At 70.1% G+C, this 11,671-nt stretch carries 12 protein-coding genes; 7 read left to right on the forward strand and 5 right to left on the reverse strand.

The genetic code is table 11. The annotated features are described in order from the left end of the window. Window positions 1–69 precede the first annotated feature (69 nt). Window positions 70–324, forward strand: coding sequence for a twin-arginine translocase TatA/TatE family subunit (gene tatA, locus HG543_RS29595; protein WP_246357389.1), 255 nt, complete (start codon window positions 70–72; stop codon window positions 322–324). Between the two features lie 129 nt (window positions 325–453). On the opposite strand, the gene HG543_RS29600 is transcribed toward tatA, so the two are convergent. The 5 genes from HG543_RS29600 to HG543_RS55670 form a co-directional block, all read right to left on the reverse strand. Further along, the gene (locus HG543_RS29600; protein ID WP_169348246.1) at window positions 454–2,325 is read right to left on the reverse strand and encodes an AMP-binding protein; all 1,872 of its coding nucleotides are present in this window, start codon (window positions 2,323–2,325) and stop codon (window positions 454–456) included. A gap of 426 nt (window positions 2,326–2,751) precedes the next feature. After that, window positions 2,752–3,513 (reverse strand): sigma-70 family RNA polymerase sigma factor, encoded by a 762-nt coding sequence (locus HG543_RS29605; protein WP_169348247.1) that lies wholly within the window; start codon window positions 3,511–3,513, stop codon window positions 2,752–2,754. A 220-nt stretch (window positions 3,514–3,733) separates the two neighbouring features. Beyond that, on the reverse strand, window positions 3,734–5,164 hold the full coding sequence (locus tag HG543_RS29610; RefSeq protein WP_169348248.1) for an FAD-binding oxidoreductase: 1,431 nt from the start codon (window positions 5,162–5,164) through the stop codon (window positions 3,734–3,736). Beyond that, complete coding sequence (folE, locus tag HG543_RS29615; protein ID WP_211194248.1) at window positions 5,161–5,718, reverse strand: GTP cyclohydrolase I; 558 nt, start codon at window positions 5,716–5,718, stop codon at window positions 5,161–5,163. The genes HG543_RS29610 and folE overlap by 4 nt, the downstream gene beginning before the upstream one ends. A gap of 107 nt (window positions 5,719–5,825) precedes the next feature. Continuing rightward, the gene (locus tag HG543_RS55670) at window positions 5,826–6,155 is read right to left on the reverse strand and encodes a Rieske (2Fe-2S) protein (protein WP_343073468.1); all 330 of its coding nucleotides are present in this window, start codon (window positions 6,153–6,155) and stop codon (window positions 5,826–5,828) included. 129 nt (window positions 6,156–6,284) lie between these two features. Between HG543_RS55670 and HG543_RS29625 the strand changes: the two genes are divergently transcribed. The 6 genes from HG543_RS29625 to HG543_RS29650 all read left to right on the forward strand — a co-directional run bounded on the left by HG543_RS29625 (window position 6,285) and on the right by HG543_RS29650 (window position 11,624). Then, entirely contained in the window at window positions 6,285–6,710 is a 426-nt protein-coding gene (locus tag HG543_RS29625; protein WP_169348251.1) for a hypothetical protein, read from the forward strand. A gap of 74 nt (window positions 6,711–6,784) precedes the next feature. Next, on the forward strand, window positions 6,785–8,128 hold the full coding sequence (locus tag HG543_RS29630) for a zinc-regulated TonB-dependent outer membrane receptor (RefSeq protein WP_169348252.1): 1,344 nt from the start codon (window positions 6,785–6,787) through the stop codon (window positions 8,126–8,128). 24 nt (window positions 8,129–8,152) lie between these two features. After that, a complete protein-coding gene (locus tag HG543_RS29635; protein ID WP_169348253.1) occupies window positions 8,153–9,076 on the forward strand; it encodes a metal ABC transporter substrate-binding protein in 924 nt (307 codons plus the stop codon). A gap of 5 nt (window positions 9,077–9,081) precedes the next feature. Further along, a complete protein-coding gene (locus HG543_RS29640; protein WP_169348254.1) occupies window positions 9,082–9,957 on the forward strand; it encodes a hypothetical protein in 876 nt (291 codons plus the stop codon). Further along, the gene (locus HG543_RS29645; RefSeq protein WP_169348255.1) at window positions 9,944–10,765 is read left to right on the forward strand and encodes an ATP-binding cassette domain-containing protein; all 822 of its coding nucleotides are present in this window, start codon (window positions 9,944–9,946) and stop codon (window positions 10,763–10,765) included. The genes HG543_RS29640 and HG543_RS29645 overlap by 14 nt, the downstream gene beginning before the upstream one ends. Continuing rightward, window positions 10,746–11,624 (forward strand): metal ABC transporter permease, encoded by an 879-nt coding sequence (locus tag HG543_RS29650; RefSeq protein ID WP_169348256.1) that lies wholly within the window; start codon window positions 10,746–10,748, stop codon window positions 11,622–11,624. Before HG543_RS29645 ends, HG543_RS29650 begins: the two co-directional genes overlap by 20 nt. Window positions 11,625–11,671 lie beyond the last annotated feature (47 nt).

The raw sequence follows: 11,671 nt of genomic DNA on the forward strand, positions 1-11,671 counted from the left end.
CTCCGGAGTTGCTGGCGGCCGGCGGCGCCCACCGCTATGCTCCGCGCGTTTACGCGAAGGAGCCGTGCGATGCTGGGGCTGAAGCCTATGGAACTGATGTTGATTCTCTTCGTGCTGCTGCTCCTGTTCGGGGCCACCCGGCTGCCGCAGCTGGGCGCGTCCATGGGCAGCGCGATTCGCAATTTCAAGCGCAGCTTCAGCAGCGAGGAGGGCGACGCGGGCGCCCCCGGCGCCGGTGACAAGAAGGCGGGCGGCACGCTCGCCAGCAGCACCGGCGTGGAGAAGGACGTCTCCAAGTCGCAGACCCCCAGCCACCACGGCTGAGAAGTCTCTCCCACGAGACACCAACGCCCGGCCCACCCTGCTCGCACGGGGTGAGTCGGGCGTTGTCTTTTCGTGGGCTCGAGCGCCCGGCTCCCGGCCCCCCGAGCGAGGGGCCGGGCCCTGCGTGCCTCAGTCGATGACGGCGGCGCCCTCGTACATGGCGTCGATCTGCGCCTTGTACTTGGTGTTGCACACCTTGCGCTTCACGCTCAGCTTCGGCGTCAGCTCGCCCGTCTCCTGCGAGAAGTCCGCCTCCAGCACCGAGAAGCGCTTGACGGTGGAGTACGGCGGCAGCTCCGCGTTGACGGCGTCCAGGGCCGCCTTCACCGCGGCCTGCACTTCCGGCCGCTTCGCGTTCTCCGCGTAGGTGCCCACCGGGGCGCCCTTCTCCGCGAGGAGCTTGCGGGCGCCCTCGTCGGACACGGTGATGAGCACCACGAGGTACGGGCGCTTGTCGCCGTACACCATGGCCTGGCTGATGATGGGGTGCGTCTTCAGCTGGTTCTCGATGTTCTGCGGCGCCACGTTCTTGCCGCCCGCCGTGACGATGATGTCCTTCTTGCGGTCGGTGATGCGAACGTAGTTGTCCGCGTCCAGCTCGCCGATGTCGCCCGTGTGGAACCAGCCCTCCGCGTCGATGGCCTCGGCCGTGGCCTGGGGGTTCTTGTAGTACCCCTTCATCACGCCGCCACCGCGGATGAGGATTTCACCGTCGGGGGCGATCTTGATGTCCGTGCCCGGCATGGGGGCGCCCACGGTGCCAATCTTGATCTTGTTCTCGCGGTTGACGGTGGTGCCGGCGGACGTCTCCGTCAGGCCGTAGCCCTCGAGCACCTTGAAGCCCAGGAGGTCGAAGAAGTAGCCAATCTTCGAGGACAGCGGCGCGCCGCCGGAGATGAAGATGCGCATGTTGCCACCCAGCTTCTCGCTGATGGTGGCCTGCACCTTGCTGAACACCAGCTTCTTCGCCAGCGAGAAGGCCAGCGAGTTGTACTCGCGGCCCTGCACGCGCGCCTCGACGTACTCGTCGAAGAGCTTGAAGGCCCAGCGGAACAGCCGGCCCTTGAGGCCCGGCGCCGAGGAGCCGTTGGCCAGCACGCCGTTGTAGACCTTCTCGAAGACGCGCGGCACCGACGGCAGCACCGACGGCTTGGTCTCCACCAGGTTGGCGAGCAGCTTGTCCACCGACTCGGCGATGATGAGCCGGTAGCCCATGCTCAGCCACGCGGCCTTCACCACCTGCGCGAACACGTGCGCCAGCGGCAGGAAGAGCATCACCGCGTCGTTGGGCTCCATCATGCCCACGGCCTGGGAGGCCTTCGCCTCGTAGAACCAGTTGCTGTGGGTGAGGATGACGCCCTTGGGCTCGCCCGTGGTGCCCGAGGTGTAGATGAGGGAGTTGGTGTCCTCCAGCTTCACCGCCGTCACGCGCTCGTCGAAGGCGGTGGGCCGGGCCTGGTTCTCCGCGCGGCCCTGGGTGATGAGGTCCGCCAGCGTCAGCTCGTTGCCGCCGGCCACCGGGCCCTCGAAGGCGACAATCTTCCGCAGCGACGGCATGTCCCCGAGCTTCTGGCGGATGCGCGTCAGGCGGCCCGCCTGCTTGGCGTCCTTGTCGTCACTGTCGACGAAGAGGACCGACGTCTCGGAGTGGTTGATGATGTAGCGGCACTCGTCCGGGGTGTTGGACGCGTAGATGGGAACGGTGATGGCCTGCGTCGCGCTGATGGCCAGGTCACAGATGATCCACTGGAGGCTGGTGTTGGCGAAGATGGCCACGCGGTCTCCGGGCTTGACGCCCAGGGCCACGAGCCCCGCCGACACCGTCTTCACCTCCTCCAGAATCTGCGCCCACGTGATGTCCTGCCACCGTCCGTCCTTCTTGTACGTCGCGCCCACCTTGGTGGCGTTGCGCGCGTTCTGGACGAGTAGCTGGACGAGGTTCCCTTCTTGTGCCCCCCCGGCCGCGGGAGCCGGAGCTGCCATCTGATTCTCTGCTCTCACTTGAGCTCCTCCTCGATGTCGGCTGCGACCTGCTTGGCCAACTCCTGCACGCGACGCCCCTCGGCGGGTCGTACGCGGGACTGTCCTGCTTCACCTTACGGCAGCTCGTGGTGGTACCGCCCCTTGACCAACAAAGGAGCGCCCCCCTCGAAGTCAGAGTCGAGCGAGATGGCGTTGCCCAACCGCTCGTTGAACCTGCCCCCTTGCCCCCCGCCCAGCGCCTACAGACGCCCACCGCCCGGGAATAGGGCCGCCGGCGAGCAAAATCAGGTACCTGGGAGGTGGGTTTAGCACGCACGCTCGCCAGCAGGCAATCCAGCCCACCGAGTGTCCGGTGCGAAAAAACAAGGGCGGGGCCGGCCGGGGGAAGACCCGTCCAGTCCCGCCCTGGGGGGGCGTCTCCCCGGATGGGGAGGCAGTGCTGACTCAGGCGGCGTCGGCGGAGGAGGACGAGGAGGCGAGGAACTCGTCCTGCTCCTCGTTCTCGTTGAACGCGGAGAGGTAGCGCTCCAGGAAGTTCTTCGTCTTCAGCTCCACCTGGCGCACGCGCTCACGCGACACGCCCCAACGCTGGCCCAGCTCTTCCAGGGTGAGCGGCTTGTCCTGGGTGAGCCGCTCCGTGAGGATGTCCCAGCCCAGGTCACCAATGCGCTTGCGGACCTTGGCGAGCGCCTCCTGGATTTCCGTGTCCTGCTCGCGCGACAGGTAGATCTGCTGCGGAGAGGGCCCGGAGTCCTCGATGCGGTCGAGGAAGGTGGTCTCCCCCTCCTCGTCGATGGTGGCGTCGAGAGAGAAGTCCACCATGCTGCCGCGCTCCGCCTCGCCACCGCGCACCTGGCTGCGGTTGTCCTTCAGGTAGCGGGTGATGTAGGCGCGAATCCACCACACCGCATAGGTGGCGAAACGCACGTTCTTCTTGGGGTCGAAGTGCTCGATGGCCTTCATGAGCCCCACGTTGCCCTCCTGGATGAGGTCATCCAGGCGAGCGCCCCGGTTGGCGAACTTCTTCGCCACCGCGACGACGAACGCCAGGTTGGAGCTGGCGAGCGTCTGGCGCGCGGATTCATCACCCTTCCGAGCGCGCCGGGCCAGCTCGTACTCCTGCTCGCGGGTCAGCTGCTGGTGGCCGCCCAGGTTGCGCAGGTAGTGAGACAGGCCCTCCGTCCCGTACTTCGTCGCATTGGCCATGATTTCCCGTCCTCCGTTCGATGCCGGACGCGCTCCCCCGCCGCCTCGCGTCCACCTGTCACTAGGACGCGCAACGGGCCAAAGGGTTTCTCATTCCATCTCTGGGGCGCATTTCGCGCGCTTACCAGAGTCACAAGACCGTCAATCCCCTGCTCTTCTCGGGACTTGGAAGGTAAGGGGTGTGACGGGCCAGCGAAAATGAGCCCAATCCGGCTACAAATTAAGAACGCCCGGGCGCGGGGAAGATTTTCTCCGGGTTGAGCAACCCTGATGGGTCGAAAAAGTCCTTGAGGCGGCGCTGCAGCGCGATGAGCGCTGGCTGCTGCTCCAGCGACAAATATTCCCGCTTGGCGTGGCCTACACCGTGCTCGCCTGTGATCGTACCGCCCAGCTCCACCGTCATGACCAGCATGCGGCGCAGGGCCTCCTCCACGAGCGGCCGCTGATGCGGACCCTCGTACAGGATGTTGGCGTGGAGGTTCCCATCGCCCGCGTGGCCGTAGGTCGCCACCGTCAGGCCCAGCTCCGCGCCCATCGCCTTCAGCCGCTCGATGATTTCCGGAATCCGGGAACGGGGCACGACGATGTCCTCGGAAATCTTGTGAGGCTTGAGGGCCCGGAGCGCCGGGGAAATGGAGCGGCGCGCGGCCCAGAGCTTCTCGCGCTGGGCCTCGTCCTGGGCGACCAGCGTCTGGGTGGCGCCGTGGCGCTCGCAGAGTTCGGCCAGCTCGGCCAGCTCGGCGAGCAGGCCTTCCTCCTGGTTGCCGTCCACCTCGACGATGACGGCCGAGCCCGCGCCCGGCGGGAAGTGGAAGCCACGGCCGTCCACCGCGCGCAGGGCCACGTCGTCGATGAGCTCCAGGCAGCGCGGCAGGATGCCGGCGGCGAGCACGGCGGAGACGCCACGCGCGGCATGCAGCACGGAAGGGAAGACGACGAGGGCGGTCATCACCTTACGAGGGAGGGGAATGAGCTGGAGCGTGATTTCGGTGGCGACGCCCAGCGTGCCCTCCGAGCCGACGAAGAGGCCCACGAGGTCATACCCGGCCACGCCCTTGATGGTGCGGCGGCCCACGTGCACCACCTCGCCATCCGGCAGCACCCACTCCAGGCCGATGACGTAGTCGCGGGTGACGCCGTACTTGAGCGCGCGCGGACCGCCGGCGTTCTCCGCCACGTTGCCGCCCAGCGTGCACCACTCCCACGAGTTCGGGTCCGGCGGATAGAAGAGGCCCGCAGCCTCCACCGCCTTCATCAAGTCTCCCGTCACCACGCCGGGCTCCACCACCGCGGTGAGGTCCTCCGCGGAGATGGAGCGGATGCGGTTCATCCGCTCCAGGCTCACCGCCACCCCGCCCTTCAGGGGCAGCGAGCCCCCGCTCTTGCCGCTGCGCGCCCCGCAGGGCGTGAAGGGCACGCCGTGCGCCGCGCACACCTTGAAGACGGTGGACACCTGATCGGTGTTCTCCGGGAAGACGACGGCGTCCGGCGGGTACACGCCGCTGTCGGACTCGTCGCGCGCGTAGGCGGCGAGCGTGTCCTCCTCGCGGCGCACCTGCCCCGGAGACAGCAGCCGGCGAAGCTCCTCGCACGCGCGCTCGACTCGCTCGGGCTCCACGCGGGGAAAGACGCGGGCCGCGGGCATGCTCATCGCCGGGCCCCCAGCCGCGCCCACAGCTCGCGGCGCAGGGCGCCGTCCTTGCGCAGCGTGCCCTCGTAGGCCTCCGCGTGGGTGATGGCGTCGCGCTGCTTGTCGCCGCGCATCCTCAGACAGGCCTGCTCCGCCTCGATGATGCAGGCGGTGGCGGGGCTGCCGAGCACCCGCGACAGCGCGCCGGCCACGCACCGGGCCAGGTCCTCCTGGAGGATGAGCCGGTGCGCGAAGCAATCCACCAGCGAGGACAGCCGGCCGAAGCCCACCACGCGCTCGCCCGGCACGTAGGCCACGTGGGCGCGGCCGGTGACGGGCAGCAGGTGGTGCGGGCACATGGAGTGGAAGCGCAGGTCCGTCACCACCACCAGCTCCCCGGACGAGTCCGGCGGCGCGGGGAACGTCTCTCCCAGCGCCTCCTCGGGCGTGCGGCCGTAGCCGTCGAGGAACTCGCTCATCCACGCCTCGGTGACGCGCTCGGGCGTGCCCTGGAGGTTGGCGTCCTGGAGGTCCAGTCCCGCGGCGCGGAGGAAGTCCTCCATCGCGCGGGCCATGGCCGCCCGGTCGGGGGTGCCGCGGGAGGAGGTCGGGGCGGAGGGCTTGGCGCGGCGGGCTCGGGTCGAAGTCACGGTGTCGGTCGCTCCTGGAGGGGGGCCGGCATTCAGCGGGGCGGGAAGCTAGCCGATGGGGACACGAGGATGCGCTCGCCATCGACGCGCACTTCGTAGATGCGGACAGACACACCGGGCCGCTCCGGGCACTGCCCCGTCCGCACGTCGAACGGCCAGGCGTGCAGCGGACAGTGCAACAGGGGCCCGGCCAGGTCGCCCTCCGACAGCGGGCCGCCTCGGTGCGGACAGGTGTCCTCCAGGGCGTGGAGCCGCCCGTCGACGCGCACGAGCGCCACCCGGATGCCCCCTACGTCCACCACCGCGCGGCCCCGCTCGTCCAGGTCCCCCAGCGTCGCCACCGGAATGAATGTTCGTTCCACGTGTCCTCGCCTGCGTGCGCCGGGTCTCCAACGCCCCGGAGTGTTTGACGCATCCCTCCATGAGTGAATGGAGGGCTTCCAATGACGTCCACACCGTGGAACCCGGCGTGATACCGTAACCCTGACTCCATGCTCTCGCGCGCCCACACCCTCGCCCGCCTCACCGCGACGCTGCTCGTCGCGCTGTGGGCGTTGCAGCCCCTGGGCGCGCTGCTGCATGTGAGGGACGCGCACGCGCACCGCTACTGCCCGCAGCACCAGGCCTTCGAGGAGACGGCCAACGGCAAGGGTCAGGGCGTGGCGCGGCTGGCGTCCGAGCGAAGTCCGCAGCTGACCGCGCTGCCCGCGGCGGGGACGGACGCGGCGGGCCTCACGCACGAGACGTGCCCGGTGCTCGGCTCCAGCTCGCGTGACGAGGCCTCGGCCCCGAACGAGGAGCCGCTCATCCTGGAGCACCTCGCGGTGAGCCGTCCGGCCACCGCGCCCCCGAGCGTCGCCGCTCCCCTCCCCGTCCTCGCCACCGCTCCCAAGGCCTCGCCTCCCGCGCGCGGCTGAGTCGCGTCCCGTCGAGTCCAGCAGGTCATGGTCGACGTCCGCCTCGCGGGCGTCCGGCACGAGGAGCATCCCCGGTGTCCACCGTCTCGCGGCGTCCTCACGGCGCCCTCATCTTCGTTACCTCCATCGTCACCCTTCTCTCCTCCAGCGCCCTGGCCCAGGAGGCCGACGCGGGCACGCCCGACGCGGGCGCGGCCCCAGAGGCCCCCGCCGAGCTCAGCCCCGAGGAGCTGGAGGAGATTCAGAAAGCCCTGGGCAGTGATGCCCAGGAGGCGCAGCAGAACGCGCCCGCCGGCACCGCCAGCGCGCCGCAGTCCTCCCCTGGGGGCAGCGGGCTGTCACTGCCGGGGATTGGCAACACCAGCGGCACCAACTTCCTGGACCTGAGCTTCATCCTGGACGTGGCGGCCGCGGGCTTCAGCAGCAAGGAGCCCCTGCAGGGCGGCGCGCACGACCCCACGCGCAACGGCTTCAACCTCCAGCAGCTGGAGCTGTCCATCGGCTCGGTGGTGGACCCGTACTTCCGCTTCGACTCCAACATCGTCTTCAGCCAGTTCGGCGTGGAAATCGAGGAGGCGTACGGCACCACGCTGGCGCTGCCGTACAACCTCCAGGTGCGCGCCGGTCAGTTCCTCACGCGCTTCGGCCGCATCAACCCCACGCACCCGCACGCCTGGGACTTCGTGGACCAGCCGTTCGCCGCCAGCCGCATCTTCGGCGGCGAGGGCAACCGCGGCCTGGGCACGGAGCTGTCCTGGCTCACGCCGCTGCCCTGGTACGTGGAGCTCATCGGCAGCCTCACCGACGCGTCGGGCGAGGCCACCGCGCGCAGCTTCCTCGGCTCGTCCGGAGACCGCGTGCTGTCGCCGCTGGACCTGCAGGCCCTCGGCGCGGTGAAGCAGTTCTTCCCGCTGACGGATGACCTGTCGTTGATGTGGGGCCTGTCCGCGGCCACCGGTCCCAACCCGACCGGCTACCGCAACCGCACGGACATCTTCGGCACGGACATCTACCTGCGCTACCGCCCCATCACCGATGGCGGCAACCCCACGCTCATCACCTTCACGGCGGAGGGCTACTACCGCCGCCGGCAGGTGCCGGACGACGTGCTGACGGACTTCAACACCTACGCACAGGCGGCGTGGCGCTTCGACCAGCGGTGGGCCACCGCGCTGCGCTACGAGCTGGGCACGCCCGCGCGCGGTGAGAACGGGGCCGAAGTCACGGACCCGCTGGACCCGGACTGGACGGAGGACCGGCAGCGCATCTCCGCCAACGTCACCTTCTGGCCCACCGAGTTCTCCCGCCTGCGGCTGCAAGGCGCCACGGACAGGGTGGGCTGGCGCGAGTCGCCGGACTACTCCGTCTTCCTCGCCCTCGAGCTGGTTACCGGCGCCCACGGCGCCCACGCGTTCTAACCCCACTCACAGGAGCTCTGCCCCATGCGACACTTCCGTCTCCTCGCGGCCCTGTGCGCCGCCATCACCGTCTTCACCGCCGCGCCCGCCCGCGCGGCCCTCAACGTCGTCACCACCGTGCCGGACCTGGCCGCGCTCACCAAGGCGGTGGGCGGCGAGCACGTGCAGGTGCAGGCGCTGGCGCTGTCCAGCCAGGACCCGCACTTCGTGGACGCCAAGCCCAACCTCGCCCTGGCCCTCAACCGCGCGGACCTGCTCATCTCCATCGGCCTGGACCTGGAGATTGGCTGGCTCCCCACGCTGCAGGTGGGCGCGCGCAATCCGAAAATCCAGGTGGGCGGCACCGGCTTCCTCAACGCCTCGCAGTTCCCCCGCATCCTGGAGATTCCGCCGGGCAAGGTGGACCGCAGCCAGGGCGACGTGCACCCGGGCGGCAACCCCCACTACCTCTATGACCCGCGGCAGGCGCTGGCGGTGGCGAAGGGCATCACCGACCGGCTCGTCCAGCTCGACGCGAAGAACGCGGACGCCTACCGCGCCAACCTCGCGAAGTTCACCACCGAGCTGGAGCAGGCCCGCGCCGGCTGGGAGAAGCGGCTGGCCGGACTGAAGGGCGCGCCCGTCATCGCCTACCACCGGACGACGGCGTACCTGGCGGACTGGCTGGGCTTCGAGACCATCGCCTTCCTGGAGCCCAAGCCGGGCATCCCCCCCAACCCGGCCCACGTCGCGGGCGTGCTCGCGCAGGGCCGGCAGCGCAAGGCGCGCATGTTGCTCGTCGAGAGCTACTACCCGGACACCACCGCGAAGCTGGTGGCCTCCAAGATTCCCGCGCCGCTCGTCACCATCCACGGTGGCACGGACTTCCGCGCGGGCGAGACGTACATCCAGCACATCAACGAGATGGTGGAGCGCATGGAGAAGGCGCTCGCCGGTCAGGGGAGCTGAAGGCCATGCGCGCACGACTGCTCCTTCCCCTCCTCCTGCTGTCCGGCTGCGCGCTGGACTCGGGCGAGGGCTTCGCGGTGCTGGAGCCCACGGTGGGCGCCAGCTACTCGCCGCTGCCCTCGCGCGACGCGGGTGGCGGCTTCCAGCGGCTCGCCTCCGACTTCCAGGTGCGCCTGGACGCCGCGGCCGTGGGCGTGGACCACGTCGCGCTGCTCACCTCGGGCAGCAGCGGCGGCGGCGGTGGCGGCGGGGGGACGTTCGACCCGGCCAACCCTCCGCCCGGCTACAGCCTGTGCCACAACGGGCACTGCCACCGCGACGACGGCGCGCTGGTGGACTACGAGGACATCCAGGCGGAGATGAACGGCGGGGGCGGCTCGGCCCCCACGACAGTGGCCGCCCTGCACGTGGACGACGAGCTGGACTTGCTGGCCGCCGAGTCGCGCTCCCCGGAGTGCGAGCCGGACTGCGAGCTGCCGCGCGGCACCGTGTCCCGCGGCCGCTGGGACGTGACGGCGCTGCGGCTCCAGGGCGTCGTGCGCGACAGCCGCGTCCCCTCGCGCTTCCCGGGCGAACTCCCCTTCCGTCTGGACCTGGCGGTGGAGGGCGGCGAGGAGGGCGAGGAGGCCGAGCCCCTGGTGACGCTCGATAGCGCGCTGGACATCCCGTCGGACCGCGAGAACAAGCCGCGCGTCATCCTGAAGATGGCGCTGGTGGTGACGCCCGCCCTCTTCGACGGGCTGGACTTGTCCAACATCACGCCCGGCGCCGACGGCGTGGTGGACCTGGGCGCGCCGCAGTACGAGGCCCTCCGGCGCGAGCTGCTGGAGTCCCTCGCGGAGCTGCCCCCTCAAGTGGAGGTGCGACGTGAAGACCGGTGACGCGCAGGAGGCGCAGGCCTTCGAACACTCGGTGCCCGCCACCTTCACGCCGGGCGAGCCGCTGCTCACCTGCGACAAGCTGGTCATCGGCTACAACGACAAGGCCATGCTGCCGCCCATCGACATGGTCATCCGCCGCGGCCAGTTCGTGGCGGTGGTGGGGCGCAACGGCTCCGGCAAGAGCACGTGGTTCAAGACGCTCCTGGGGATGATTCCGCCGGTGTCCGGCGGCATCAACCGCGTCAACCCGGAGATGCGCAGCGCGTACGTGCCGCAGACGTCGGCCATCGACTCGCTCTTGCCCATCCGGGCGCGGGAGCTGGCATCCTGGGGCCGGCTGCGCGGGTGGAGCTTCCTGTGGCCCTTCTCCCGCAAGGTGGACCGCGACGCGGTGGAGAAGGCGCTGGACACCGCGGGAGCCAAGGCCATTGCCCCGCGGCCCTACCGCGAGCTGTCCGAGGGCCAGAAGCAGCGCACGCTCCTGGCGCGGCTCATCGCCACGGAGGCGGACCTGGTGCTGCTGGACGAGCCCACCGCCGCCATGGACGCCGTGGCCGAGCGCGAGACGATGCAGCGGCTGTGCGCGCTGGCGCGCAAGCGCGGCCTGGGCGTGGTGGTGGTGGTCCACGATTTGGAAGTGGCCGCCGAGCACGCCGACATCCTGTTCTTCGTGGACCGAGAGACGTCCGCCTTCGTCGTGGGCGACGCGAAGACGGTGTTCTGCCACCCCGCCTTCCGCCGCCAGTACGGCGACGAGTACTGCCACAAGGCACCCGAGGGACCCCACCGTGGAAACGATGCTCGCTGAGCCGTCCGCCTCCAAGTGGCAGGAGTTCCTGGCCGGGTTCGAGCTGTTCCGGGACCCGCTGCTGTGCGCCCTCGTCGCCGGGGGCGTGCTGGGCTTCCTGAGCGTGTACGTGGTGCTGCGGCGCATGGTGTTCGTCAGCGCCGCCGTGGCCCAGTCCGCGGGCCTGGGCGTGGCGCTCGCCTTCTACGCGAGCATCCACCTGGGCATGCACGTGGAGCCCGTGCTGGGCGCCACGCTGATGGCGCTGGCGGCCACGCTGCTGTTGATGACGGAGCCCACGAAGCTGCGGCTGACGCGCGAGAGCCTCCTGGGGCTTGCGTACGCGCTGGCCGGTGGCGCGGCGGTGCTGGTGGGCGACCGCATCGCCCAGGAGGCCCATGACATCCAGGGCATCCTCTTCGGCACCGCGGTGCTGGTGACGCCCGAGCAGCTCAACACGGTGATGGTCGCCGCCGGGGCGGTGATGATTCTGCACCTGTGGTGGTACCGGGGCATCACCTTCGCCAGCTTCGACCGGATTGGCGCGCTGGTGCAGGGCCTGCCGGTGCGCCTCCTGGACGGCGCGCTGATGGTGTCCATCGGCGTCATGGTGGGCGTGTGCGCCCGCGCCCTGGGCGCGCTGCCGGTGTTCGCCTTCTCGACGCTGTCCGCCATCGCCGCGCTGATGCTGGAGCTGCGGCTGCCGGCGACGTTCCTCGTCGCCACCCTGGCGGGGGCCATCTCCGGCGTGGGCGGCTACCTCTTCGCCTACTTCTACGACTTCCCCGTCGGCGGCTCGCAGACGGTGCTCGCCGGCGTCCTCGTCGCCGTGGCCATGGGCATCCGCTCCCTCATGGGCCTGTTCCAGCGGGCGCGCTGAAGTACACGGCCGGGCGCCGCCCCCTGGCGCCCGGCCCACGCCCCTCC

Origin of the sequence: Pyxidicoccus fallax, assembly GCF_012933655.1 — a bacterium.
GTDB classification, from domain to species: Bacteria; Myxococcota; Myxococcia; order Myxococcales; family Myxococcaceae; genus Myxococcus; species Myxococcus fallax.

Excerpts from the sequence above, each read along its gene's own strand:
- tatA (WP_246357389.1), top strand. The coding sequence starts at position 70 with ATGCTGGGGCTGAAGCCTATGGAACTGATGTTGATTCTCTTCGTGCTG.
- HG543_RS29605 (WP_169348247.1), bottom strand. The coding sequence starts at position 3,513 with ATGGCCAATGCGACGAAGTACGGGACGGAGGGCCTGTCTCACTACCTG.
- HG543_RS29610 (WP_169348248.1), bottom strand. The coding sequence starts at position 5,164 with ATGAGCATGCCCGCGGCCCGCGTCTTTCCCCGCGTGGAGCCCGAGCGA.
- folE (WP_211194248.1), bottom strand. The coding sequence starts at position 5,718 with ATGGCCCGCGCGATGGAGGACTTCCTCCGCGCCGCGGGACTGGACCTC.
- HG543_RS29625 (WP_169348251.1), top strand. The coding sequence starts at position 6,285 with ATGCTCTCGCGCGCCCACACCCTCGCCCGCCTCACCGCGACGCTGCTC.
- HG543_RS29635 (WP_169348253.1), top strand. The coding sequence starts at position 8,153 with ATGCGACACTTCCGTCTCCTCGCGGCCCTGTGCGCCGCCATCACCGTC.
- HG543_RS29640 (WP_169348254.1), top strand. The coding sequence starts at position 9,082 with ATGCGCGCACGACTGCTCCTTCCCCTCCTCCTGCTGTCCGGCTGCGCG.